This window comes from Acinetobacter sp. YH1901141 (assembly GCF_013416935.1).
Classification (GTDB): Bacteria; Pseudomonadota; Gammaproteobacteria; order Pseudomonadales; family Moraxellaceae; genus Acinetobacter; species Acinetobacter towneri.
Map to the genome: position 1 here is coordinate 26,891 of NZ_VPEY01000014.1, position 23,984 is coordinate 50,874.

Below are 23,984 nucleotides of genomic sequence, written 5' to 3' on the forward strand. Positions count from 1 at the left end.
AATTGGATAGATATATGAAGGGTGTAATGCACCCTTCAGTTTTTAAGGACTTCAATATGAATGGATTAACACAAAAAACTGTAGTGATGACAGGTGCACTAGGTGGAATTGCTAAAGCGACGATAAAAGCTTTTGACGAACACAATGTGAACTTCATTTTGATGGATGTTGTTGGGGAAGATTCAAAATTTTTATCTACTTTAAAAAGTCCATATACATATTTTAAATGTGATCTTTCATGTTCAGATGCCATTGATCAAGTAAAAGGTGAAGTAGAAGCACGATTTAAAACAGTCGATTTTCTGATTCATGCAGCTGGTCTATATCAACATATTGAACTTGAAGATTTAAGCTACGAAGAATGGAATCGTCAAATCAGTATTAATTTAAATGCTAACTATTATTTAATTAAAAGCTTCTTACCACTTTTGGCAGAGCAGAGTGCCATCGTTAATATGTCTTCTATCGCTGGGCATCAGGGGAGTATTGCACATACCGCTTATGCTACAGCAAAAGGCGGTGTACTTGCATTGACGAAAAGTTTGGCGATTGAACTGGCACCGAAAACCCGCATTAACACGATTTCTCCAGGTTTAATTGATACTGCGATGATGCAAGGTATGAGTGATGAAAAACGTAATGCGATGATTAACAGCACGCCACTAAAACGTTTGGGTCAGCCAGAAGAAATTGCACAGGTCATTAAATTTTTATGTAGTTCAGGTGCATCTTACATTACAGGTGAAAACATCCATGTAAATGGTGGCCTATATCGTGAATAATCAGGTGAAGTTTTCTCAAGTTACTCGTCCAATTTCATGGGGAGAAATGGACTTATTTGGTCACCTAAATAATGTACATTATTTTCGTTATATGGAAGATGCTCGGATTGATTTTTTGGATCAATTCCAGTTTTTTAAAGAATCTTTGTATAGCGTCATTTTGAAAAATGAATGTGAATATAAAGCACCTGTTTTATATCCTGATCAGTTAGTTACACGGTCCTATGTTACGCATGTTGGCAATACAAGTTTTAGTATGTGCTATGAAATATATAGTGAGGCACAGCAAAAAGTGATTGCAGTTGGAAACAGTGTAATCGTGATTGTGGATCAGAAAAATTTTTCGAAACAACCGATACCAATTCAGATCAAAGAAAGTATACAGGCATATATGATTCAATTTCCTTATGGGGGACTCAATGAACAAGCAGAATAAAGTTGCTATGATTACTGGCGCTGCATCAGGTATTGGTCGTGAGGTAGCTATACGTCTTGCTCATGAAGGTTGTCGATTGTGCCTTGTAGATTTAAACGTAGTTCAATTAGAGAGGCTTGAAAAAGAGTTATCTATGTTGACTTCAGTATTAATTTATACAGGTGATGTTGCAGATCATCTTTTTATTCAGTATGTATTACAAGAGATCGAGCATAATTTCGGACGTTTAGACTTAGCTTTAAACAATGCTGGTGTCACTACTGATGCTAATCCTGTTGCAGATATTGCAATTGAGGAATGGCATAGAGTCATGGATATTAATGTCAATAGCCTGTATTACTGTATGCATTACCAAATTCCATTGATGCTGAAAAATGATGGCGGTGCAATTGTGAATATGTCTTCGATGTTAGGACTAATTGCAACTAAAAATCGTGCACCGTATGTGACAAGCAAACATGCGGTCACAGGCATGAGTAAAGCAGTTGCACTAGATTATGCGGATCAAAATATACGAATCAACTCTGTCCATCCAGGATATATCCTAACACCGTTAATTGATCATATTGATCATGAAACATTGGTAAAAAAACACCCTATAGGCCGTTTAGGTAAGGCGGAAGAGGTCGCAGCTTTGGTAAGTTTCTTATTTTCAGATGAGGCTAAATTTATTACAGGTTCACAGTATGTAATTGATGGCGGTTACTCTATTCAATAGAAATATCAAAATCTTATACGATGCTGATTTAGACGGTATCTATCCAAATAGATTTAAACCCAAAGAATCAGCATGCACTTTGGTTGCTGATTTATCAAAAAATAATTTGAGTTAACTGTAAGCATCCGGCTAACACAGCCTTACCAAGCGATCCTATAAGCCTTAATTTAGTTCCCACCTAAAAACAAGTGGGGACTTAATCCATGAACATGGATATATATTCAGCAACACCTCCTGTTGCTAAAAAACGCAGAACATACAGCAAAGAATTCAAACTCAGTATTGTCAATGCCTGTAAAAATCCTAATACCTCGATCGCTTCGGTCGCACTGCAACATAGTATTAATGCCAACCTTGTCAGTCGTTGGATCAGGATCTTCAGCCATCATGATGGTGCCGTGCAGGATCCTACTCATGTGAATCCTGCATTTATTGCTTTGCCTTACACTGCTGCAATCAGCCAACCTATTGATGAGAGGATCACGTTGTGTATCACCGTGCCTCATACGAATAATGATATTCAGCTAAAATGGCAGACATCAGAAATACCTGCCTTGGCAGAATTACTCAAGGCACTGGCAACATGATCCGTATCAATGAAATTTGGCTCTCTACCCAGCCCATGGATATGCGAGCAGGAATGGATACTGTCATGGCTCAGGTGGTGAGAGCCTTTGGCTACATCAAACCGCATTGCGCCTACCTGTTCTGTAATAAACGTGGTCATCGTATGAAAGTGTTGGTACATGATGGACTGGGCATCTGGCTGTGTGCCCGGCGTTTGGAACAGGGTAAATTTCACTGGGCTCAAGTTCACCAAGGTGAAACCGTGGCCCTCAGCCCGGAACAGTTACAGGCATTAATCCAAGGTTTGCCCTGGCAGAGAATTGGATTGCAGCAAGTGGTGAATATGCTCTAAACCAAGCTCGACCATTCTGCCATCCTCCAAACGTTCTATTTCATTCTCTTCATGACCTCAGGCATACTGCGGTCATGAATACGCTGCCTGACTTAAGCCAACTGACCCATGAACAACTGCTGGAATTCACCAGACAGTTGGCGATGCAGCATCAGTCTCTAGCACAATCAAACCAGCAATTAGATGCCAGAGTTCAACATCTTGAAGTCACCAATCAGCAATTAGATTCTAAAGTTCAACATCTTTCTATTCTCAATCAAAAATACGAGCATGAACTCGCACTATTTAAACAGCACAAATTCGGCAGTAAAAACGAACATCTCACTGCAAAACAAATCCACCTGTGGGATGAAGCGGTTGAAGAAGATATTGCCGCGGTTGATCTAGAACTGGAACGGCTAAATGCAGATAAAACCGATGCAGTGACACACAACGCCAAAACCAATAAACCTAAACGTCGACCACTGCCAGATCATCTACACACCATCCGTATTGAGCATGAACCTGCATCAACCCAATGTGCTTGTGGCTGCCAACTCCGTCGTATCGGCGAAGATGTCAGTGAAAAACTGCATTTCAGACCGGCACAGTTCTATAAGGAACAGCATGTGCGTGGTAAATGGGTCTGTGATCAGTGTGACACTCTGACTCAGCAAGCGATGCCCGCCTATGTGATTGATAAAGGCATTGCTTCACCTGAATTGCTCAGCCATGTGCTGGTATCGAAGTATGCCGATCATTTGCCGCTGTACCGTCAACGTCTGATCTATCAGCGGGCGGGAATCGAACTTTCTAGATCAACTTTATCTGACTGGATAGGTCGCTGCGGTGTAGAACTGGAACCTCTGGCCAATGCCTTAAAAGAGGTGGTGCTGCAACAGCGGGTGCTGCATGCAGATGAAACACCGGTCACCATCATGCGGATGGGTGAGAATAATAAAAAACCGAAGAAAGGTTATGTCTGGGCCTATGCCACCACACAGTACAATCCAGTTCAGGCGGTGATCTATGACTTTCAGGATAGTCGTTCAGGCCAGCATGCTGAAGAGTTCTTGAAAGGCTGGCAGGGCTATCTAGTCTGTGATGATTACAGTGGTTATAAAGCACGTTTTAAATCAGGCCAGGTCATAGAGGTGGGCTGCATGGCCCATGCACGTCGTAAATTCCATGAACTGCATGTAACTGGGAAAAGTCAGGTCGCTGAACAGGCATTAGTGCTGATTCAGAAACTGTATGCGATAGAAGCAGAGCTCAGGAAAAAGACCGATGGTACAGCGGAAGACCGCCGCGAATACCGACAACAGCATAGTCAACCAGTGATGCAACAACTATATGAATGGCTCAACCAACATCATCTGACAGTGCCATCGAGTTCTCCCACCGCCAAGGCCATCAATTACGCTCTGAAGCGTTGGCCAGCTTTAAGCCGCTATCTGGATGATGGCAATCTACCGATTTGCAATAATTGGGTCGAGAATCAGATGCGTCCCTGGGCGTTGGGGCGCAAGAACTGGCTGTTTGCAGGTTCGCTGCGCAGTGGTCAGCGAGCGGCAAACATCATGACGTTAATCCAGTCAGCAAAGCTGAATGGCTTGGATCCGTATGCCTATTTAAGTGATGTGCTGAAAAGGCTGCCGACACATAAAGTGACCCAGATTGAAGAATTGCTGCCGCACTGCTGGAAACCTAAATCGAATTAAAAAATAGGTATGGGATTCAGCGGACGCTTACAGTTAACTAAAGTAAAGGCTTGTCCATATTTCTATTTTTGATAGAGCATAGAAACTATTCTTTTATCTTAAATCCCTAAAACAAGCTTATATGGTTTAAATCCCTCTAATACAGCTTTGGAAACCAACTGAATAAAAGCTTCGGTCTTCCCATATGCCATCCACTGATCCAAAGCTTCATAGTAAGCCAATCGATTTTCTACTGTAATCACACAAGGCGGATAACCAGCTTTTAATAATTCAAGATTCATCAAAAGACGTGATGTTCGTCCATTACCATCAATAAATGGATGAATACCAACAAAATCTGCATGTACTTTAGCAGCACGTTCAATTGGATGAAGTTTATGTGCTTCTGGAAGTTTATGTGCTTCTGAATGGTACCAATCGACTAATTGAGCCATTTTGTCATTTAGCAATGTATAGTCTGGCGGTGTATTCGTAGCCCCTGAAATTAATACGTTTTGCTGACGATAGCGACCTGCATTCTCATCATCAATATTTTTTAGAATGAGCTGATGGATATTTCGAATTTGCCATTCAGAAAAAGGCTCTTCTTTGCGAATAATGTCTTCAACATAGTAGATGGCATTTCTATGATTGATTGCCTCGAAATGTTCTCGTAATGCTTTTCCACCAACAGTTATGCCTTCTAAAACAACTTTGGTTTCTAGCAATGTAAGTGTATTGCCTTCGATTGCATTTGAGTGATATGTCCAACGAACAATAAGATCTTCTTGTAGATTTTTTACAATTGCAGGGGAAAGAGGACGATGCTCATCTAATTTTTTCTTTAAAGCATCAATATTTTCAAACATATCCTAACCCCTGAAGTTGTACTCTTGAATGATACATGAAAAATACAAATACAAAAAAGATGATGTTATAACGTAATGATTTTATTGGGTTGTAAGGATGTTGGCACCCATATACCATTTTAAATGCTAATTGAAGATTTGAATGACATCTCAAACTGATTCAATATACTGAATTTTATGTAGGTCAAAATTACGTCACTAAATTTCAAATTATTAATTTGAGAAGGGAATAGTATTTATACGGTATTTTTTGCGGTATAAACTGTGGAAGTTTGTTTTTTTATTAATATAAAACAAAGAGATAAAAACTATTTCTTGTGCGCGCTGAGCGCACCAAATTAGTATATAAGCATTGAACTGTAATATAAAAAATAGTTGAAAAGTATATAAAAAATTAAGATAAACATTCGATCTTATTTGCCATAGCCTGATCACGTTTTTCAGCATATAAAACTCACATATTTTAAAACTGAAAAATCTGAGGGCAGCTTCGTGGGCTATATCGTTAAACTCATTCCAGAAAACTTATATTTTGTTCCGCATGATAATGAAATTGGTACCACGGAATTTCGCAGTAAAGCCGTCGCAGAAGGTTTGTTCTACGATTATGCTGAAGCAACAGCAATGGTAAAGCTATACAATAAAGATATGCTGCAAGATGTTGATTATGAAATTGAGTTAATTGAATAATCGTCGACTTCTTATTATTTGAAAGTATCGCCAAGTTATGCAGAAGCTAATCGCAAAGCTGGAGCTTTTAACCGCATAAAATTATGCCGTAACTGAAAATTAAATCAATTGAAATTTTGCTGTGTGAATGTGTTGAAATGTAGTGGGCTATTGCAGCAAAAAATAAGTTTCACTATATTAAAACTACAGTAGGTCATTCAATGTAATAGACGCTACGATGCAGTTGGACGGATCAATGACAGCTCGTTGAGTTTGTAACTCTTGTTCAAACAATAAAATCAGCACTAGCCTTCCAACATAAAAAAACTCGCAGCAATGCGAGTTTTTTCTGTGCTAGAATGAAAAACAAGCAAATTTACTGTGGTTTTGTAAGTTGTAAATAAAATTTTAAAAAATATGTGTTTGAATTTATTAGATAATTTAAATTTAGTTTAAAAAAATACTACATTGTCAAACAATCTAACAACTCACTTTTTTAAAAAATTTATAAGCTATGGTATAAAAAATTTCCGTCAAGAAAAAGGGAACAACAATGACGCAAATCATCGATATTAAAGTTAAAGACCAGTTTAGCCATATTTACGAAGCAAAAGCATTGCTACGTAATATCCCAGAAACTTCATTGGCAGCGGGTTTGGCACTATTTCACAAAATTGAACACATTATTGTGGAAGGTGAAGTGATTTTACCAAGCATCGAACTTTTGTTTGAAAGCCGCGAGTCTGATAGTATTTTCCGTGTGTTGGAGTAAATATTTGTGAGACTACTTTATTTTTAGAAAAGCTCATTTCGATGAGCTTTTTTGTGCGCAGGATTTTTAAAGCACACGTAAATAAAGTGCTCATTAAGTGTAAAACATATCGCTTTAAACCGTCTGATCTTCTACAAGTTGGATATTTACATCGTATTTATCAAACTCTTGAATAATTTTTTGAATGACCGCTTGCCCAATGTCATCATCGGGTTGAAAACTCAACTCTTGATTGGTTTGACTATCAAAACATTCAATTTGCAAGATTTGCCAGAGCTGGGCATCTGTACTTTGTTGAATCACTATGCGTCGCGGTTGTAAATGTGCTGAAATTTGACGCGGCAACACATTGGTAATCGCTAACTGTATTTGGCTTTCCTGATCTTTTGGGCTTAAAAAGGTAATCACCCAATTGCCAACTTTACTGAGTTGCATTGGATTGTCATAAGCATCAAACGCTAAAAAAAATGCATGATTCATCATGACCCTGTGCCTCAACAATTCTGGAAAATACTATATCGCTGATTTTTATGAGTCGGGGCTATGCCGCTAAAGTCTTAGCTTTTATAGGGATAATGAATCTAAGGTTTAGATGTGGATTTATATGTGTTTTTAAGGTGTTGAAAAGTAATAAAAATAAATTAATCCATATGTCCCTGAGCATGGTTTTAATTGTTAAAAAGACTTAAAACTAAGTAAAAAAATCTAAGCTTTAAGTCGGATTAAGCTTTTGCAGAGAGTGGTTGATTTGCTGCAAAATCTGATTGAGTACTTTCGGTGGTAAACGAGTTTCTTGCAAAGAGGTAATCCATTGCATTTGGCAGAGTTTTAAGCTGCGAATATCCTGAGCTTGTAAAATTCGCTGAATCAGTTGTTTTGCCATTAATCCACAATGACGCTGCAAAGTATCCATCATGAGAAATTTTACATCTTCAAAACTCAAAGCGGTAATTTCAGGCTGTATTTCTGCTTGGGGTTCAGGTTGTTCAGCGGGCTGTTCTGTATTGATGGCAGCTGCAACACGTGCTTCTAAATATGCAGGAACTGAATTTACTTGAAGATGTTGGGTGTGGATTGGTTCTGCCAAACTTTCAGCATGCGCTTGCGGGGTGCTGCTTGCAAGTTGGCTATGAATTTCTGTGTGTAAAGTGGTAGATGATGCCTCTGGCGCTTGTTGCAGCAAAATCTCAGCCGTTTGCTCTTGGTGTTGCAAAGTGTCTTGCTCAAGCGCAGCAGGGGCAATCAGGTGCATATCTAATAGCTGTTCAATCAATTCAGGTGGTGCAAGACGTTGCTTGAACTGATCTCCGAGTAAATCAAAATCTTCAGTACCAATCAGTACCAATAAACGACGTTGACGTGCATTTAAATCACGTGTGCGCTGTTGTAATGCATCTAGACCGAGTTGAGTTTTTTGATAATTAAACATGAGCCTTAATTTATTTCCCCAATAAATTAAGGCAAAGCATAGACTTTGAAAATTACAATAATATGAATAATTTATGACAGGTAAATGCAATAAGATTCACTTGAAACATTTATAAAGTCAAAATACTGGTATTTTCGAGCGCCTTGCGTAAGTAAGGATCTAAATCTTCTTGTCTTAATAACCATTGCACATAATCGGCAGGAAGGTCAGCAATTGCCGTACCACGATGTTTACCAAAATTGATAATTTGTGGAATACGTGCTTCTTCTGAGGCAGTGTAGAGTTCTTCAATACTTTGAATTTGTAATTGATGAACTTCGTGCATCAAAATATTGGCCGTTAAAATAATATCCATATCGGCACGATGCGCTTTTTTAATCATATCACGCGCTTTTTCGCTGCCTTTGGTAATCATATAAATTAAAGCTGAAATATTGTGTGCTTCAGCATTCGGCCATACACGACGTGCAAGTGCTAAAGTGCAAATGGCTTTAATTTTAGAAGTATCCACACCACATTTTTCTAAAGCGCGAATATCGTAATCAATATTATGCCCAATAATATAGGTGGTTTCGGCAGGTAATTCGAAACTACTGTAATGCGGTTGATCAATTAAATCTGATTCTAAAATATGATGTACCGCCATCGCTGCGAATGAAATTGGCTCATCGACTTGATATAACTGATCGAAAATTTGACTTTTATCTAGACTGATTTTGCCATCTTGAATTTGAATGGGGGCGTAGGCAATCTCAATGGGTTGTCCATTTAAAGTATGGGTTTCTGTGTCGAGAATAATTGCCTGCATGTCCTGATTCGCTTGCGTCATTCAATAAAAAAGCAATCTAACATTAGCCGCTGCGTATGACAAATTGAATTGAAATTTAATAGGCACTTGTATATGTGATCAATTTACTGATTTTTACCGTAAGTGTTTAATTTTAAATAAAATACACTTGCATATTAATTGTTGAAATCTTGCCTGATACGATAAAAAAGCGTACAAATAAAGATTGCGAAGGATGCAATTAATAAGAATATGAAGACAAGGGTAAGCAAATGAAAAAAATATGGTTAAGCGTGGCTTTGGCCAGCAGCAGTTTGTTTTTAACCGCCTGTAATGATGATCATGACGATACGAGTGTTGTGGTTGTTGAGGATGGTATTCCGAAATATAATTTTAGTGCCCCAGTCGTGAAAACAGAGCTTTATCGGGATCAGGGTGAAAATGCGAATAATCTTTTAAATGCAGTGAGTTCATCTAAAACATTGATGACATATAAAATGTTAGGTGTAAATGGACGGGAAACTCAAGCAACTGCACTTGTTTTACCCCTCAAACAGTTAAACCTACGGGCGGATGGCCACTTGTAGTTTGGGCACATGGCACAACAGGCGTGGCAGATGCGTGTGCACCAAGTCGTCAAGGTTTAAATGGAAATGAGTACTTCATTGCTAAACTATTGGCAGCAGGTTATGCCGTTGTTGCACCCGACTACGAAGGTTTAGGCGAACCGAGTGGTAAAGAATTACATCCATTCTTGAATTTAAAAAGTGCAGCTTATTCGATTACAGATGCTGTTGTCGCTGCAAGCAAGCTTTTGGGTAATACTGCAGAAACGCGATGGAGTGTAGTTGGACATTCACAGGGTGGACATGCGGCTTTAGGTGCAGCACAGTATGCATCGCGGGCGCAGTTAAATTATAAGGGTGCCATAGCTATCGCACCTGCATCAAATTTAGCGTTGGTATTGGCGGGTGGTGAACAAAAAGCGGCTCAAGAGCCAGATGTAATAAAGAAAGCACAGACACTTGTGCCACTAGATACGTTTACTGCTCTAATTGCTGCGGGGCTAAGAAATACTGCTCCAACCTTGCAATATTCTGAAATATTTGTGTGACCAACAGATCAACTTGCTGCTCAGGCAGAGTCTATCTGTTATGAGGCATTAGGTGAGAGTATGGCTCAGTCAATGCTAACGCATGTAAAGACGTATGGAACATTGGATGGTTATCCACGTACTCAACCAAATTTCATGACGACCATCCCTGAAGTTAAAGATTTCTTAACCAATGATTCACAGCCATTAAAAGTGAAAATCAGTACGCCTATATTTATTTATCAAGGAACGGCTGACCCAACTGTACCGAAACAAGTCACGGATTACTTGGTTCAGTCAGCTCAAGGGATGGGAACTAAAATTCATTACGTCACTGATCAGGATTTACCTGTAGAGCAAAAATGGAACCATGGTACTGTGTATGTGAATAATATGGATGAGATTGTCAAAGATGTTCAATCACTAATGCCTATTCAATAAGTTGTTGAATTACGATAAAGATTGATTTGACCTAAAATAGCTCGTGTTTTATCTGAAACATGAGCTATTTTTATGTAAAACTGAGCAAAGTTCATTCTCTCAGTTCACAAACTTTATGCTACAATACGCGCCAATCTTAGCACGGCTTAAAAGCCCTAAATTAATAGGACCTCGCTAATGTTTGCCAATATTTCTATTGCCGAATTTGATCCAGAATTAGCTCAAGCGATCACCAATGAAGATGCGCGCCAAGAAGCTCATATTGAGTTAATTGCTTCTGAAAACTACTGCTCACCTGCAGTAATGGAAGCTCAAGGTTCAAAACTTACCAATAAATATGCAGAAGGCTACCCAGGCAAACGCTACTACGGCGGTTGCGAATACGTAGATATTATTGAACAATTGGCGATTGACCGTGCTAAAGAACTCTTTGGTGCAGATTATGCTAACGTTCAACCACACGCTGGTTCACAAGCAAACTCTGCAGTTTACTTAGCTTTACTTAACCCAGGCGACACTGTGTTAGGTATGAGCTTGGCACATGGTGGTCACTTGACTCATGGTGCAAAAGTAAGCTTCTCAGGTAAAACATATAACGCTATCCAATATGGTTTAAACCCAGAAACTGGCGAAATTGATTACGAAGAAGTTGAGCGTTTAGCGCTTGAACACAAACCACGCATGATTGTTGCGGGTTTCTCTGCGTATAGCCAAATTGTAGATTGGCAGCGTTTCCGCGACATCGCAGACAAAGTTGGTGCTTATTTATTTGTAGATATGGCACACGTAGCAGGTCTAGTGGCTGCTGGTGTATATCCGAACCCTGTGCAAATTGCTGACGTAACGACTACTACTACACACAAAACATTGCGTGGTCCACGTTCTGGTCTAATTCTTGCGAAAGCAAACGAAGAGATCGAGAAAAAATTACAATCTGCTGTGTTCCCTGGTAACCAAGGTGGTCCATTGGTACACGCAGTTGCAGCAAAAGCAATTTGTTTTAAAGAAGCAATGGCGCCTGAATACAAAGCGTATCAACAACAAGTTGTTAAAAATGCGCAAGCGATGGCTGAAGTTCTTATTGAACGTGGTTATGATGTAGTATCTGGTGGTACGAAAAACCACTTGTTCTTGCTTTCTTTAATCAAGCAAGATATTACAGGTAAAGATGCAGATGCATGGTTAGGTGCTGCGCACATTACTGTAAACAAAAACTCTGTACCGAACGATCCACGTTCTCCATTTGTAACTTCTGGTATCCGTATCGGTACTCCAGCGGTAACTACACGTGGTTTTGGTGAAGCAGAAGTACGTGATCTTGCAGGTTGGATTGCAGACATTCTTGACAGCAAAGGTGACGAAGCTGTAATTAATACTGTAAAAGCAAAAGTTGAAGCTGTTTGCGCGAAATTCCCAGTTTACGCAAAATAAGCACAGCCTTGAGAAAAGCCCCTCAAGGGGGCTTTTTTTATGGATGTAAAAAATTGATTTTTCGTTCAATAAGCTGAATTTCTGTTATAACTTAAGCGTATTGAATATGATTGTAGGCAAGCTGATGATGACAGTATTGTCGGAATGACAGGAATAAAAGTAAATGATTAGACCAAAGATTATTATTTCAGAACAAGATTTGCACCGTTTGGAAACGATGCTTGAGCATCAACCTAAATTGACGCCAACGATGCAACATCTAGAAGATGAATTGGCACGTGCTGAAGTGGTTGCGCCACAAGATGTACCGAATAATGTGGTGAGCATGAATGCCCGCGCATTGATTACCATTGCACCTGCAAAAGAACCGACTGAAATTACCTTGGTTTATCCGCATGACTTTAAAGGTGAGAAAGGGCAGGTGAATGTGGTTGCACCTGTCGGGACTGCCATTTTAGGTTTAGCTGAAGGTCAGGAAATTGAATGGCCACAGCCCGATGGTCATATGATGAAAGTCAAAATTGAGAAGATTTTGTATCAGCCAGAGCGTGAAGGCGATTATTTATAATCTGTTTATCATCCTGCGTTAGGAACATTGAAAGCCATGTTGATCATGGCTTTTTTATCAAATGGAGCGTAAAACTCAGTCCTTCAGGTCAGAGATATAAGCGACACGACATGAAGTGTCGTTTGATTTAACTAAGGACTATTTTCCTTGAGTTTTGATTGTTAATATAAGTACATGAAAACCCTTAAATTACGTATAAAAGACAAACATTGCAAGGTGTTAGACCAACTAGCATCAGAAGTGAACTTCGTCTGGAATTATGTCAATGATTTAGGGTTTAGGCATTTGAAGCGGAAAGGTGAATTTCTCTCTGCTTTTGATATTGCCAAATATACGAAAGGCACATCCAAAGAATGTAATTTACATAGTCAAACCATTCAGGCTGTAACTGAAGAATTAGTCACCCGAAGAAAGCAATTTAAAAAGGCAAAGCTGAAATGGCGTGTCAGCAATAAAAAATCAGCAAGGCGCTCTTTGGGATGGGTTCCCTTTAAAAAGTTGGCTATCAAATATGCCAATGGATATGTCCAGTATGGAAAACACCAATTTAAGCTTTGGGATAGCTACGGTTTAAGCAAATACACGTTAAAAACAGGTTCATTTGTAGAGGATAGCCGTGGGCGTTGGTATGTATGTCTTGTTGTTGAATCGCCTAAGCAAGATAAATCGACAGCAACCAAAGCGATTGGTATTGATCTAGGCTTAAAAGATATTGCCACCTGTTCTGATGGCACTGTAATTTCAAATCCAAAATTCTATCGAAAATATGAGCAGAAATTATGTATTGCTCAGAGAGCCAGGAATAAGAAGCGTGTTCGTGCATTACACGCCAAGATTGCAAATAGTCGAAAAGATCATTTGCATAAAGCAAGCACCAAGCTTGTGAATGAAAATGCATTGATTATTGTAGGTGACTTGAGTGCTAAAAAATTAGTAAAAACCAAAATGGCAAAATCTGTTTTGGATACAGGATTTTCGGCACTAAAAACAATGCTCAAGTATAAATGCGAGAACGCAGGCGTATTGTTTGAAGAAGTCCAAGAAGCCTATACCACCCAAATCTGTTCGTGCTGCGGTGAGATCACCTCAAGTAGTCCCAAAGGTAGTACAGATCTTGGAATAAGAGAATGGGAGTGCATGAGCTGTGGTACAGCTCATGATCGAGATATAAACTCAGCTCTAAACATTCTTGCGCTTGGGCATAAGCGTCTAGCTGTAGGAATCACCCTCTTTTAAGGGGGGGAGGATGTCAAGCACTGGTGTTTTGAATCAGGCATCTTGTGACTGATGTTATGCGAATCTATAAAAAAGCATTTAAGCAGATCGAAATAAAAAATTGCAAAATATTACATGACCTTAGCCGAAAAACACGTACTATAAAATCATGTAAAGAGGGTTGTGATGGTCTATGGCTCAGTTTGAAGTGTTACTGCCTTTGCAAGAGATTACGGTGGATCGTGCAGAGCTTTTGGCGATTCAACGCAATGATTTAGTTCCGTTGTTGAATGATCAATATCGTCTAAATCATTATGCAGATCAGGTGATTCAAGCGCAGTCAGTTTTATTGGATGGGGTGGATCCACATTTAACTCAGCAATTGAGTGTGACCATTGAGCAGTTGATTCAGGCGCTTGGCAAATCTAAAAAAGTGTTAAAGCAACGTAAGTTTAATGCACTACAAAAGTGGCTAGGCATAGATTTGGAATATGGCGCGGGGCAAGTGCAATATTATAAAAACCTAGATCATTTATTAGGACAAGCAGATCGTTTAAGCCAAAAGCTGCAAATCGAAATTCAGAAATCACAATCACGTTTTCAGCAGTTGGTTGGTTTGCGTGAGCAAATGGCGAAATACATTCAAGCTGCCGATGAGTTTTTAGTGGAATATCCACGATTTGTGCGCAATCAGCATCCTTTGGATAATTTTAGCGAACGACTGGCCAAGAAAATTTATAGTTTAAAGACTTTGCAAAGTAGTAATGATATTGCGATTACTCAAATGCAACTTTCACAGCAACTCTCTTTTAGTTTGTTAGATCGCTTTAAAGAAGCGCAGCAGGTACTCATTCCTGCATGGCAATATCATGTCAAACAAAGTCAGCAAAGTGGCTCACACAGTCAGCTAGAAAAGCTGGATCAAAGTCGTGAGCATTTAATTAAGACATTAAGAAAATCCTTAGAAAAACCTGCGCAATCATAAGGCATGGTTTTGATTAGATAGAGGCGAAATATGACAACTTCTGAACAACGCAACGTCGCTGTGCAAGTGAGTGATGAACAGACTCAGCAACAATTTCAGCAACTCAATTTGCAGGAAATTGGCTTACAGCCTGATGACTTTCAGGAGGTGCTGGCTGCGCGTAAAGAATTAAGCGATCTTAGCCATCATTCGGTTGCAGAATATGGCAAAAATATCGCCACTAAAACGTCAAGTTATACCGATGAGCTTTTAGGTTTGGTGCAAAATAAGGATTTGGATGTCACAGGGCAAAAGCTGAATCAGGTGGTGCAGGTTGCACAGCAGTTAAATACCAACAGTATTTTAAATCCAAACAAAAGCAGTGGCTTTTTGGGTGGTTTATTCAATAAGTTAAAAGGCGCTAAACAAAGTTTTGATCAAAACTTTAACAGCACCAAAGCGCAAATTGATAGTCTGGTCACAGAAATTGAAAGCTCACAAAATGGTTTAAAAAACCGTGTAGATACACTGGATAAAATGTTTCATGGTGTGCAAGATGAATATAAACAATTGGGGATTTATATTGCAGCAGGTAAGTTAAAACAGCAGGAAATTCAGCAGCAAATTTCTGAATTTTCCGCGCAGCCGCAGGATCAGACCACGACTCAAAAAATTTATGATCTCAATCATCTTGCTAATAATTTAGAAAAGCGGGTGAGTGATTTGCAGGTGTTGCAACAATCTGCCATGCAAACTTTGCCGATGATTCGGATTATCCAGTCCAATAATTTAATGTTGGTCGATAAATTTTATGCGATTAAAAACATTACCTTACCTGCGTGGAAAAACCAGATTAGTTTGGCGATTTCTTTAAATGAGCAGAAAAACAGTGTGCAACTGGCCAACAGTATTGATGATGCCACCAATGAATTGCTGCGCCGTAATGCAGATTTATTGCATCAAAACTCGGTTGATACTGCCAAAGCCAATCAGCGTTCGGTGATTGATATTGAAACCCTTGAACACGTACAAAATACCCTCATTAAAACAGTGAACGATGTGATCCAGGTACAAAAAGAAGGCATGCAAAAACGTGCAGAAGCGACTACGCGTTTGCGAGCCTTACAGGAGAATCTGAATCAATTGGTGATTGGTTCAAGTCAACAGTCTGGTCAATAAATGCATTTTGACAATGACTTCATTTAATCTGAAATTTACCTGATAAGGAGTCGGATTTGCCCCCACTTGATGAATATGCCATTCAGCCACAGCAGCTAAAAACAGGTGTTGTGGCATTACAGCAGCGTCAAAAAAAGCTCAGTTTTTTGGCTGTGCTGTCTATGACGGTGGTGCTTATATCGGCAATTGGCTTTTTTATTCAGCAAGATGTGATTTATAGCTTCTTTGGTTTAAGCACTGAAGTTCAGCAATTACACATGCCTGCAAGTGTCGATGCGACTTTGGCAAATTTAGGGCAGCAACCTGATTATTTTTTCAGTTTGTTGAACTGGTTGGGTTGGTTGATTTTAAAACTGTCGGTGTCATTTATTGGTGCATTCGTTCTAGTTCATCTACTCAAGAAAATTCGTTTTTTTTATATTCGCTTTCAGTCCTTTGTCTTGAAATTTGTAGCTTGGTTGCTGAGTTTTATTTTACTTTGGTCGGCATTGAGTTATGTTCAGCATGACCGACAAGATGATACGCAGCAGGTATATGCCAAAATTGTGCATTATGAAAAGCACATTCAAGAAAGTGAATTGGCGCGTTATTTACAAAATGCAGAAATGGCAGCGCCTGTTAAAGCCTATTTGTTGGCGCAAACGGCATTGATGCATCATCCCGCAGATAAAGATGCAGCCATTCCGCAAGTGTTGACCTTGGTCAAAGCAGAGCAGCAAGATCCGCAATTTTTACATTATGGATTTAAACCTGAACAATTATGGACGATGCAGCAGCAAGTTTATGGCAAAGCTTTAACGCCTATGGCGCAAAGCGTACATAAGCAAGTGCAGCAAGCACAGCAATTAAATACGCTGGTTTATTATATGAATCTCGCGGTTATGGCGCTTATGTTAATACTGTCTGCGGTACTCTGGTTTTTATCGCGACATTTACAGCAGCGTATTCTGCGGATTCAACAACAACTTGAATAAAAAATGATTAGGCTCAATTGCTTAAGGCAGACATTCAGTTTTTATGTTAATGTCTAAATTGAATAGCTTTAGGTATTTTAAATGAAATAGTAAGCTTGAAACTCACTATCATTTAAAAAAACGATCATAAATATAAAAATAAACCGTTTCCCCTATGTAACTATTTTTCGTAAGATGACATCAACAAATAAATTTACTCCCTTGGAGACGTTAGCCATGTTAGACCAAAATACTTCTACACAACTTAAAACTTTATTAGAACGTCTTGAAAGCCCAATCGAGCTTGTCGCGACTTTAGATGGTTCTGATAAATCTGCCAAAATTAAAGAATTGGTTGAAGAAATTGCAGCACTTTCGCCACAAGTTACTGCACGTTTTGACGGTAACAACGCACGTGCACCAAGTTTTGGGATTGCAAAAGTAGGTGAGCAACCGCGCGTATTCTTCGCAGGTTTACCAATGGGGCACGAGTTCACTTCATTAATTTTGGCTTTATTGCAAACTTCTGGTTATGCACCAAAAGTATCGGATGAAGTATTAACGCAAATCAAAGAATTGAATCTTTCATCTCACTTTGATGTGTTTGTATCGTTGAGCTGCCACAACTGTCCAGATGTAGTACAAGCTTTGAACCTCATTGCGATTTACAACCCTGGCACAACAGCAACCATGATTGATGGTGCATTCTTCCAAGAAGAAGTTGAGCAGCGCAAAATTATGGCTGTGCCGATGGTATTCCAAGATGGCAACCACATTGGTCAAGGTCGTATGACTTTGGAAGAAATTGTAGCTAAATTAGATACAGATTCTGCGAGCAAAGATGCAGCGAAACTGAATGCCAAAGAGGCGTTTGATGTCTTGGTAATTGGTGGCGGCCCTGCAGGGAATACATCTGCAATCTATGCAGCACGTAAAGGTATTCGTACAGGTATTGTGGCTGAGCGGATGGGCGGTCAGGTGATGGATACCATGGATATTGAAAACTTCACTTCTATCCAAAAAACACAAGGTCCAAAGTTTGCGGCAGAAATGGAAGCGCATGTGCGTGAATACGATGTCGATATTATGAATCTACAAAAAGTATCTGCCATTAAAGGTGCTGATGAAACTGCCAATGGTTTGGTCGAAGTGACTTTGGAAAATGGCGCAACACTTGAATCGAAAACGGTGATCTTGTCTACAGGTGCACGTTGGAGAGAGATGAATGTACCTGGTGAAGCAGAATACCGTACCCGCGGCGTGGCATACTGCCCACACTGTGATGGCCCGTTGTTTAAAGGCAAACGTGTTGCAGTGATTGGTGGTGGTAACTCAGGTGTAGAAGCAGCGATTGACCTTGCAGGGATTGTAGAGCATGTGACTTTGGTAGAGTTTGATACTAAATTACGTGCAGACCAAGTCTTGCAAAACAAATTGAACAGCTTGCCAAATACTACTGTAATTACCAATGCATTATCGACTGAGGTGATTGGTGATGGCGCACAAGTGACTGCATTGAAATATAAAGACCGTGCGACAGATGTTGAGCATACTGTTGAACTTGCAGGAATTTTCGTACAAATTGGTTTATTACCAAATACGGACTTCTTAAAAGAGTCAAAAGTAGAGCTGACGAATCGTGGTGAGATTGTGATAAATGAGCGCAATGAAACCAATGTAAAAGGTGTATTTGCGGCAGGTGACTGTACAACTGTACCGTACAAGCAAATCATCATTGCAACAGGTGAAGGCGCGAAAGCATCACTTTCAGCATTTGATTACATCATCCGTTCAGGTCAATAAGTCTGAACGAATACATCTGAATACGCGGATTAACCATCCTTAAATTGTATTCGCTAAAAAGATAGCGCCTGAGTTCCCCAATACTCAGGCGCTATGTTCAGTAAAGTGCGTTATCGCACAGTATTAAAAGTTTATTTATTCTATTTTTGGTTTTAAGAACTGAGTCGGCTAACAACTCAGTTCTTTTTTTATTTTTAACATCCAGTTTGATTTACAGCAGTTAGATTCATTTCAGTCTAATTAGCCTTATTATTTTGTCCAAATAAATTCAACTGATTAAACTTTTCCTGTAGCTGCTCTTTGGTTTCGACATGCTCAGGATGCGGAATAATACATTCAATTGGGCAGACTGAAACGCAGGTTTGATAGTCATAAAACCCAACACATTCTGTGCAACGCGCCACATCAATTTCATACACCTTTTCACCCTCATAAATTGCTTCATTCGGGCATTCGGGTAAGCACATATCGCAATTGATGCATTGGTCGGTAATCAGGAGTGCCATCGCAATACTCGCTTAGTTTATTGCCACTTAGTTGGCTTGATAAGCCAACGATGAGGCAGAAATATCTGCAGTCGAATTTGGTAAGTTGCGAATCAGCAGGGCATAACGCATATCGACATCTGCAGGTATAGGGATTTCTACAATATGCCCTGAACCTTTGGCATCTTCAATCAGATTGCCTTTTTTATCTTTAATTTCAGTTAAAGTGAAATAGATATTGCCTTGTGGCGTCATCAATTCTAGAGAATCGCCCACTACAAAACGGTTTTTTACATCAATTTTAATGTAGTCACCATTACGTTCTAAGACTTCACCACAAAATTGCTGATGATCAAAACTTGATGAACCTGTTTCGTAGTTTTGGTATTCGCTGTGCACATGACGACGCAAGAAACCTTCGGTATAACCACGGTTAGCTAGGCCTTCTAATTGAGTCATTAATGCAGGGTCAAATGGTTTGCCTGCAAGTGCATCATCAATGGCTTTACGGTAAATTTGTGCAGTACGTGCGCAGTAGAAATAAGATTTGGTGCGACCTTCAATTTTTAGTGAATGGATGCCCATTTTAGTTAAACGGTCAACGTGCTGCACTGCACGTAAATCTTTAGAATTCATAAAGTAAGTGCCGTGTTCATCTTCTTCGGCAGCAAACATATCTTCGTCATTACGTTGTAATAACACAGGCTCGTTAAATTGATGCTGTGCCTGCATGTGTTGTTCATCTGCATCGGCAGTTTCAGAAAGATTTTTGACAGGAATTACGTCACCTGTTTCATCTTCTTTTGCATCGTGAATTTTATATTCCCAACGGCAGGCATTGGTACATGCGCCTTGGTTGGCATCACGTTTATTCATATAGCCTGAAAGCATGCAACGACCTGAATAGGCCATGCACAGCGCACCATGCACAAATACTTCAATTTCCATGCCAGGCACGTTGTTTTTAATTTCTTCAATTTCATCAATCGACAATTCACGCGAAAGAATGACACGGGTTAAACCCATATTTTGCCAGAATTTCACCGTTGCCCAGTTCACCGCATTGGCTTGTACCGATAAATGTACAGGCATGTCGGGGAAATTTTCACGCACCATCATAATCAGACCTGGGTCAGACATGATCAGCGCATCGGGTTGCATGGCAACCACAGGTTCTAGGTCACGAATAAAGTTTTTGAGTTTGCTGTTATGCGGTTGGATGTTCACCACCACATAAAACTTTTTGCCTAATTCATGTGCTTCTTGAATACCAATTGCTAAGTTTTCATGATCAAATTCGTTATTACGCACGCGCAAACTGTAACGCGGCTGACCTGCATAGACTGCATCTGCACCATAAGCAAAGGCATAGCGCATGTTTTTTAAAGAACCAGCAGGAGAGAGAAGTTCGGTGACGTGGGAAATGGTCATGATCAAAAAGCAATAGCAGAAATATGGCTTTATTGTATGAATCTAAATTTAGGATTCAACCTAGTAAATAGCTCGGGATTCAGAAGAAAACTTGTGCTGAAACGCTGGGGCTAATCTTGATATAGAAAGTTCCTCATCCTGAGCTATACAAAACGCACGAGAAGGTACTTTCAATACCAATTTGACAGATTGCTTATAATCAATTTCTGATGGATGAAAGCGTGTTAACGTACACGTTGCCCATGTTTATCAATCACCACTTCACCATCTTCTTTGCCGAAGCTTTTTAATTGTGGTTGAGTGAGCAAGTCTAAGACCAGTTCAGAAGGGCGGCACAGTTTCACACCTAACTCGGTCACGACAAATGGACGATTAATTAAAATCGGATGCTCGACCATCAATGCAATTAATTCCGCATCGCTGTGTGAGCTACCTTCAAGTTGCAACTGTTCGTATGGTTCTACATTTTTGCGGATTGCATCGCGCACGCTTAAACCTGCTTGTTGAATCATGCTAGTAAGTTCAGCTTGTGTAGGTGGGGTTTTTAAATATTCAATAATTTCAGGTTCTTGTCCTGTATTACGAATTAATTCTAAAGTATTGCGTGACGTTCCACAGGCAGGGTTATGAAAAATTTTGATGGTGTTGCTCATGCGTAGTGACTCGTTTTAGGTCGATAAAATTTCAATATTGCATTTATATATGGATATGCGTATATTCGCAATAGTTAATATTGAAGTGCAGATAAAAAATGAATCAAACTGATTTTTTTAAATGTTTGTCAGACCCAACCCGACTGGACATTCTGAAATTGGTGATGGCTCAACACAATATTTGTGTATGCGAATTGACAGAACAATTGCAGTTAAATCAACCGAAAATATCACGTCATTTGGCGTTGTTACGGAATTTATCTATTTTGCTAGATCAACGTCAGGGGCAGTGGGTGTATTACCGTTTGAACCCAGATTTACCCGAATGGGCGTTTGCTGTTTTAAATATTATCGCGCAGCAAGATGTCAGCCCGATGAAGCACATCAACCCTACAATTGCAACACATTGCGAGTAAGCACATGGCACAGTCCAAACTTTCTTTTTTAGATCGTAATCTGACCTTATGGATTTTTATTGCCATGGGGCTAGGTGTTGCGATTGGCGTGGTATTTCCTGCAGTATCGGCAAGCTTAGATCAAATGAGTGTGGGAACAGTCAATCTTCCCATTGCGATTGGTTTGATTTTGATGATGTATCCACCATTGGCAAAAGTCGATTACGCAGCTTTGCCAGAAGTGTTTAAAGACCGCCGAACCTTGTTGTTGTCTTTGGTACAAAACTGGTTGATTGCTCCGTGTTTGATGTTCGCTTTGGCGATTATTTTCTTGCAAAACTATCCTGAATATATGACAGGTTTGATTTTAATTGGTCTGGCACGCTGTATCGCGATGGTCTTGGTCTGGAACAACTTGGCTTGTGGTGATAACCAATACGTGGCTGCATTAGTTGCGTTTAACAGTATTTTTCAGATTGTATTCTTTAGTACTTATGCATGGCTGTTTCTGAGTTTCTTGCCGCCGTATTTTGGCGTGGCAGGACAAGTGATTGATGTTGGTTTTTGGACAATCACCCAAGCTGTTTTAATCTATTTGGGTATTCCTTTTTTGATGGGCTTTTTAACACGCTTGATTTTAGTGAAAAGCAAAGGCTTAGATTGGTATCAAACGTCTTTTTTACCCAAAATTAGCCCATTTAGTCTGTTGGCATTGCTATTTACCATTGTGGCGATGTTCGCACTAAAAGGCGCAGAAGTACTGAGCTTGCCGATGGATGTTTTACGCATTTCCATTCCATTGATTATTTACTTCGTTGCCATGTTCTTTATTAGCTTCTTTATGAGCAAATGGATGGGCAATGATTATCCACGGACGACCGCCATTTCCTTTACCGCAGCAGGGAATAATTTTGAATTAGCACTTGCTGTTGCCATTGCAACGTTTGGCTTGGCTTCTCCCGTTGCATTTACCACGATTATTGGCCCTTTGGTTGAAGTGCCTGTGTTGATTGCTTTGGTGAGTGTGTCTTTATGGCTGCGTAAAAAGTTTTATCAAAATGAGTCGATTGTCAGTTCAAAGTAATTTTCTTCATTTTGAGGTTTAAGATAAAAACATGGGCATGCGTTGCCCATTTTAGTTTTAAGAGTATGCAGCATGGTATTACCCAATATTGATTTAGATTTATTGCCTACACCAAGTTTTGAACAGGTGCAGGCAAAGCCGTTGAACCATCCGCCACGTATTTTATTGATGTACGGTTCAAACCGTGAGCGTTCTTATAGTCGTTTGGCGGTACAGGAAGCGGGCAGAATTTTGGAGCACTTTGGCGCTGAGGTAAAAATTTTCCATCCCAAAGGTTTGCCTTTACCTGAAGATGGCGATGCTTCACATCCCAAAGTTCAAGAGCTGCATGAATTGTTGGCGTGGGCAGAAGGTATGGTTTGGTGTAGCCCAGAACGTCATGGTTCAATGAGTTCGATTTTCAAAGCACAAATTGACTGGATTCCGCTTGCCGCGGGCGCAATTCGTGCCACACAAGGTAAAACGCTTGCTTTAATGCAAGTGTGTGGCGGGTCGCAGTCATTTAACAGCGTCAATCAATTGCGTATTTTAGGACGTTGGATGCGGATGATCACCATTCCCAATCAGTCTTCTATTCCTAAAGCCTTTTTAGAGTTTGAGGAAGATGGCCGCATGAAAGCGTCTAGCTATTACGACCGTATTGTCGATGTGATGGAAGAGTTATATAAATTTACTTTGCTGACTCGCGGGCAAGCAGCATATTTGGTAGATCGTTATTCTGAACGTGTGGAAACTGCCGAGCAGCTATCGAAGCGTGTTAATCAGAAGTGTTTATAATCCAATTTTAGATACGTAAATACTGCATTACAAAAGGCTTAGAGAGCGATTATTCGGCTTCAAGTCGCTTTAAAATCTGACAATCATCAATGGTTGTTTGCGTGGTGCAGGCTTGTCTAAGTTGCTGAAGTTGTAGCTGAAAATGCTGCAACTCGGCAATTTTATCTTCTACATGCCTTAAATGTTCATCAATCAATTCATTCACAGCGCAGCAGTTTTGTTTCGGCTGTTTTTCTAATTCAATTAAGGCTTCAATTTCTTTTAAGTTCATATCTAAAGCACGGCAACGCTTAATAAAAATCAAACGCTTGAGTGCCTCATCATTGTAATAGCGATAATTATTTTCGGCACGAAAGCTTGGGGTGAGTAAGTGTTTCTTTTCATAAAAACGAATTGTATCTGTGCTGACTCCAACTTTTTTAGCTAATTCATGAATTAAATATTGTGTCATG

At 39.7% G+C, this 23,984-nt stretch carries 26 protein-coding genes and 1 pseudogene; 19 read left to right on the top strand and 8 right to left on the bottom strand.

Features of this window, described 5'->3' with window-relative positions; translation table 11 throughout:
• Positions 1 to 56: 56 nt before the first annotated feature.
• The 6 genes from FTV52_RS09070 to FTV52_RS09095 all read left to right on the top strand — a co-directional run bounded on the left by FTV52_RS09070 (position 57) and on the right by FTV52_RS09095 (position 4,555).
• Complete coding sequence (locus tag FTV52_RS09070; RefSeq protein WP_158649859.1) at positions 57 to 782, top strand: SDR family NAD(P)-dependent oxidoreductase; 726 nt, start codon at positions 57 to 59, stop codon at positions 780 to 782.
• A complete protein-coding gene (locus FTV52_RS09075) occupies positions 775 to 1,218 on the top strand; it encodes a thioesterase family protein (protein WP_157799945.1) in 444 nt (147 codons plus the stop codon). The genes FTV52_RS09070 and FTV52_RS09075 overlap by 8 nt, the downstream gene beginning before the upstream one ends.
• Complete coding sequence (locus FTV52_RS09080) at positions 1,202 to 1,936, top strand: SDR family NAD(P)-dependent oxidoreductase (RefSeq protein WP_100357471.1); 735 nt, start codon at positions 1,202 to 1,204, stop codon at positions 1,934 to 1,936. Before FTV52_RS09075 ends, FTV52_RS09080 begins: the two co-directional genes overlap by 17 nt.
• Before the next feature lie 203 nt (positions 1,937 to 2,139).
• Complete coding sequence (locus FTV52_RS09085; RefSeq protein WP_019836977.1) at positions 2,140 to 2,523, top strand: transposase; 384 nt, start codon at positions 2,140 to 2,142, stop codon at positions 2,521 to 2,523.
• The gene (gene tnpB / locus FTV52_RS09090; protein WP_000619347.1) at positions 2,520 to 2,855 is read left to right on the top strand and encodes an IS66 family insertion sequence element accessory protein TnpB; all 336 of its coding nucleotides are present in this window, start codon (positions 2,520 to 2,522) and stop codon (positions 2,853 to 2,855) included. The genes FTV52_RS09085 and tnpB overlap by 4 nt, the downstream gene beginning before the upstream one ends.
• A gap of 74 nt (positions 2,856 to 2,929) precedes the next feature.
• Positions 2,930 to 4,555 carry an IS66 family transposase gene (locus FTV52_RS09095; protein ID WP_179990659.1) on the top strand — a complete coding sequence of 542 codons (1,626 nt, stop codon included), beginning with the start codon at positions 2,930 to 2,932 and terminating at the stop codon, positions 4,553 to 4,555.
• Positions 4,556 to 4,653: 98 nt separating this feature from the next.
• On the opposite strand, the gene FTV52_RS09100 is transcribed toward FTV52_RS09095, so the two are convergent.
• A complete protein-coding gene (locus FTV52_RS09100) occupies positions 4,654 to 5,403 on the bottom strand; it encodes a Fic family protein (protein WP_179990661.1) in 750 nt (249 codons plus the stop codon).
• Between the two features lie 492 nt (positions 5,404 to 5,895).
• Here FTV52_RS09100 and FTV52_RS09105 point away from each other — a divergent pair, with 492 nt between their 5' ends.
• Positions 5,896 to 6,093 carry a hypothetical protein gene (locus FTV52_RS09105; protein WP_004972905.1) on the top strand — a complete coding sequence of 66 codons (198 nt, stop codon included), beginning with the start codon at positions 5,896 to 5,898 and terminating at the stop codon, positions 6,091 to 6,093.
• Between the two features lie 532 nt (positions 6,094 to 6,625).
• Positions 6,626 to 6,844, top strand: a complete 219-nt coding sequence (locus FTV52_RS09110; protein WP_004972907.1) for a hypothetical protein — start codon at positions 6,626 to 6,628, stop codon at positions 6,842 to 6,844.
• Positions 6,845 to 6,958: 114 nt separating this feature from the next.
• On the opposite strand, the gene FTV52_RS09115 is transcribed toward FTV52_RS09110, so the two are convergent.
• From FTV52_RS09115 to FTV52_RS09125, 3 genes are all read right to left on the bottom strand, one after another.
• Positions 6,959 to 7,327 carry a hypothetical protein gene (locus FTV52_RS09115; protein ID WP_371971679.1) on the bottom strand — a complete coding sequence of 123 codons (369 nt, stop codon included), beginning with the start codon at positions 7,325 to 7,327 and terminating at the stop codon, positions 6,959 to 6,961.
• A 229-nt stretch (positions 7,328 to 7,556) separates the two neighbouring features.
• A complete protein-coding gene (locus FTV52_RS09120; protein ID WP_179990663.1) occupies positions 7,557 to 8,273 on the bottom strand; it encodes a hypothetical protein in 717 nt (238 codons plus the stop codon).
• Between the two features lie 109 nt (positions 8,274 to 8,382).
• Entirely contained in the window at positions 8,383 to 9,081 is a 699-nt protein-coding gene (locus FTV52_RS09125) for an exonuclease domain-containing protein (RefSeq protein ID WP_026438378.1), read from the bottom strand.
• 251 nt (positions 9,082 to 9,332) lie between these two features.
• Between FTV52_RS09125 and FTV52_RS09130 the strand changes: the two are divergent.
• The 8 genes and pseudogenes from FTV52_RS09130 to ahpF all read left to right on the top strand — a co-directional run bounded on the left by FTV52_RS09130 (position 9,333) and on the right by ahpF (position 18,707).
• Positions 9,333 to 10,594, top strand: a pseudogene (locus FTV52_RS09130) (alpha/beta fold hydrolase).
• Between the two features lie 177 nt (positions 10,595 to 10,771).
• Positions 10,772 to 12,025, top strand: coding sequence for a serine hydroxymethyltransferase (glyA, locus tag FTV52_RS09135; protein ID WP_019836649.1), 1,254 nt, complete (start codon positions 10,772 to 10,774; stop codon positions 12,023 to 12,025).
• A 163-nt stretch (positions 12,026 to 12,188) separates the two neighbouring features.
• Positions 12,189 to 12,593: a nucleoside diphosphate kinase regulator gene (gene rnk, locus FTV52_RS09140; protein WP_004972920.1), complete on the top strand. Its 405-nt coding sequence runs from the start codon at positions 12,189 to 12,191 to the stop codon at positions 12,591 to 12,593.
• 174 nt (positions 12,594 to 12,767) lie between these two features.
• The gene (locus FTV52_RS09145) at positions 12,768 to 13,829 is read left to right on the top strand and encodes an RNA-guided endonuclease TnpB family protein (RefSeq protein WP_179990665.1); all 1,062 of its coding nucleotides are present in this window, start codon (positions 12,768 to 12,770) and stop codon (positions 13,827 to 13,829) included.
• A 172-nt stretch (positions 13,830 to 14,001) separates the two neighbouring features.
• Complete coding sequence (locus FTV52_RS09150; protein ID WP_004972923.1) at positions 14,002 to 14,793, top strand: hypothetical protein; 792 nt, start codon at positions 14,002 to 14,004, stop codon at positions 14,791 to 14,793.
• A 30-nt stretch (positions 14,794 to 14,823) separates the two neighbouring features.
• On the top strand, positions 14,824 to 15,951 hold the full coding sequence (locus tag FTV52_RS09155) for a toxic anion resistance protein (protein ID WP_104852204.1): 1,128 nt from the start codon (positions 14,824 to 14,826) through the stop codon (positions 15,949 to 15,951).
• A 56-nt stretch (positions 15,952 to 16,007) separates the two neighbouring features.
• Complete coding sequence (locus FTV52_RS09160) at positions 16,008 to 16,925, top strand: hypothetical protein (protein WP_131261786.1); 918 nt, start codon at positions 16,008 to 16,010, stop codon at positions 16,923 to 16,925.
• Positions 16,926 to 17,141: 216 nt separating this feature from the next.
• Positions 17,142 to 18,707: an alkyl hydroperoxide reductase subunit F gene (gene ahpF, locus FTV52_RS09165; protein ID WP_096901839.1), complete on the top strand. Its 1,566-nt coding sequence runs from the start codon at positions 17,142 to 17,144 to the stop codon at positions 18,705 to 18,707.
• A 236-nt stretch (positions 18,708 to 18,943) separates the two neighbouring features.
• On the opposite strand, the gene FTV52_RS09170 is transcribed toward ahpF, so the two are convergent.
• The 3 genes from FTV52_RS09170 to arsC all read right to left on the bottom strand — a co-directional run bounded on the left by FTV52_RS09170 (position 18,944) and on the right by arsC (position 21,276).
• Entirely contained in the window at positions 18,944 to 19,213 is a 270-nt protein-coding gene (locus FTV52_RS09170) for a YfhL family 4Fe-4S dicluster ferredoxin (RefSeq protein WP_004972931.1), read from the bottom strand.
• A gap of 27 nt (positions 19,214 to 19,240) precedes the next feature.
• Positions 19,241 to 20,623: a tRNA 5-hydroxyuridine modification protein YegQ gene (yegQ, locus tag FTV52_RS09175; protein ID WP_131261785.1), complete on the bottom strand. Its 1,383-nt coding sequence runs from the start codon at positions 20,621 to 20,623 to the stop codon at positions 19,241 to 19,243.
• 224 nt (positions 20,624 to 20,847) lie between these two features.
• Positions 20,848 to 21,276 carry an arsenate reductase (glutaredoxin) gene (gene arsC, locus FTV52_RS09180; protein ID WP_179990667.1) on the bottom strand — a complete coding sequence of 143 codons (429 nt, stop codon included), beginning with the start codon at positions 21,274 to 21,276 and terminating at the stop codon, positions 20,848 to 20,850.
• Between the two features lie 98 nt (positions 21,277 to 21,374).
• Here arsC and FTV52_RS09185 point away from each other — a divergent pair, with 98 nt between their 5' ends.
• From FTV52_RS09185 to arsH, 3 genes are all read left to right on the top strand, one after another.
• Complete coding sequence (locus FTV52_RS09185) at positions 21,375 to 21,692, top strand: metalloregulator ArsR/SmtB family transcription factor (RefSeq protein WP_136144348.1); 318 nt, start codon at positions 21,375 to 21,377, stop codon at positions 21,690 to 21,692.
• A 4-nt stretch (positions 21,693 to 21,696) separates the two neighbouring features.
• Positions 21,697 to 22,755, top strand: a complete 1,059-nt coding sequence (gene arsB, locus FTV52_RS09190; RefSeq protein WP_004972938.1) for an ACR3 family arsenite efflux transporter — start codon at positions 21,697 to 21,699, stop codon at positions 22,753 to 22,755.
• 72 nt (positions 22,756 to 22,827) lie between these two features.
• Positions 22,828 to 23,532 carry an arsenical resistance protein ArsH gene (arsH, locus tag FTV52_RS09195; protein ID WP_004972939.1) on the top strand — a complete coding sequence of 235 codons (705 nt, stop codon included), beginning with the start codon at positions 22,828 to 22,830 and terminating at the stop codon, positions 23,530 to 23,532.
• Positions 23,533 to 23,581: 49 nt separating this feature from the next.
• Here the strand turns inward: arsH and cadR are convergent, their stop codons facing one another.
• Entirely contained in the window at positions 23,582 to 23,983 is a 402-nt protein-coding gene (gene cadR, locus FTV52_RS09200) for a Cd(II)/Pb(II)-responsive transcriptional regulator (RefSeq protein ID WP_179990669.1), read from the bottom strand.
• Position 23,984: the final 1 nt, after the last annotated feature.

Excerpts from the sequence above, each read along its gene's own strand:
- FTV52_RS09070 (WP_158649859.1), top strand. The coding sequence starts at position 57 with ATGAATGGATTAACACAAAAAACTGTAGTGATGACAGGTGCACTAGGT.
- FTV52_RS09080 (WP_100357471.1), top strand. The coding sequence starts at position 1,202 with ATGAACAAGCAGAATAAAGTTGCTATGATTACTGGCGCTGCATCAGGT.
- FTV52_RS09085 (WP_019836977.1), top strand. The coding sequence starts at position 2,140 with ATGAACATGGATATATATTCAGCAACACCTCCTGTTGCTAAAAAACGC.
- tnpB (WP_000619347.1), top strand. The coding sequence starts at position 2,520 with ATGATCCGTATCAATGAAATTTGGCTCTCTACCCAGCCCATGGATATG.
- FTV52_RS09095 (WP_179990659.1), top strand. The coding sequence starts at position 2,930 with ATGAATACGCTGCCTGACTTAAGCCAACTGACCCATGAACAACTGCTG.
- FTV52_RS09100 (WP_179990661.1), bottom strand. The coding sequence starts at position 5,403 with ATGTTTGAAAATATTGATGCTTTAAAGAAAAAATTAGATGAGCATCGT.
- FTV52_RS09110 (WP_004972907.1), top strand. The coding sequence starts at position 6,626 with ATGACGCAAATCATCGATATTAAAGTTAAAGACCAGTTTAGCCATATT.
- FTV52_RS09115 (WP_371971679.1), bottom strand. The coding sequence starts at position 7,327 with ATGATGAATCATGCATTTTTTTTAGCGTTTGATGCTTATGACAATCCA.
- FTV52_RS09120 (WP_179990663.1), bottom strand. The coding sequence starts at position 8,273 with ATGTTTAATTATCAAAAAACTCAACTCGGTCTAGATGCATTACAACAG.
- FTV52_RS09125 (WP_026438378.1), bottom strand. The coding sequence starts at position 9,081 with ATGCAGGCAATTATTCTCGACACAGAAACCCATACTTTAAATGGACAA.
- glyA (WP_019836649.1), top strand. The coding sequence starts at position 10,772 with ATGTTTGCCAATATTTCTATTGCCGAATTTGATCCAGAATTAGCTCAA.
- rnk (WP_004972920.1), top strand. The coding sequence starts at position 12,189 with ATGATTAGACCAAAGATTATTATTTCAGAACAAGATTTGCACCGTTTG.
- FTV52_RS09145 (WP_179990665.1), top strand. The coding sequence starts at position 12,768 with ATGAAAACCCTTAAATTACGTATAAAAGACAAACATTGCAAGGTGTTA.
- FTV52_RS09150 (WP_004972923.1), top strand. The coding sequence starts at position 14,002 with ATGGCTCAGTTTGAAGTGTTACTGCCTTTGCAAGAGATTACGGTGGAT.
- FTV52_RS09155 (WP_104852204.1), top strand. The coding sequence starts at position 14,824 with ATGACAACTTCTGAACAACGCAACGTCGCTGTGCAAGTGAGTGATGAA.
- ahpF (WP_096901839.1), top strand. The coding sequence starts at position 17,142 with ATGTTAGACCAAAATACTTCTACACAACTTAAAACTTTATTAGAACGT.
- FTV52_RS09170 (WP_004972931.1), bottom strand. The coding sequence starts at position 19,213 with ATGGCACTCCTGATTACCGACCAATGCATCAATTGCGATATGTGCTTA.
- yegQ (WP_131261785.1), bottom strand. The coding sequence starts at position 20,623 with ATGACCATTTCCCACGTCACCGAACTTCTCTCTCCTGCTGGTTCTTTA.
- arsC (WP_179990667.1), bottom strand. The coding sequence starts at position 21,276 with ATGAGCAACACCATCAAAATTTTTCATAACCCTGCCTGTGGAACGTCA.
- FTV52_RS09185 (WP_136144348.1), top strand. The coding sequence starts at position 21,375 with ATGAATCAAACTGATTTTTTTAAATGTTTGTCAGACCCAACCCGACTG.
- arsB (WP_004972938.1), top strand. The coding sequence starts at position 21,697 with ATGGCACAGTCCAAACTTTCTTTTTTAGATCGTAATCTGACCTTATGG.
- arsH (WP_004972939.1), top strand. The coding sequence starts at position 22,828 with ATGGTATTACCCAATATTGATTTAGATTTATTGCCTACACCAAGTTTT.
- cadR (WP_179990669.1), bottom strand. The coding sequence starts at position 23,983 with ATGACACAATATTTAATTCATGAATTAGCTAAAAAAGTTGGAGTCAGC.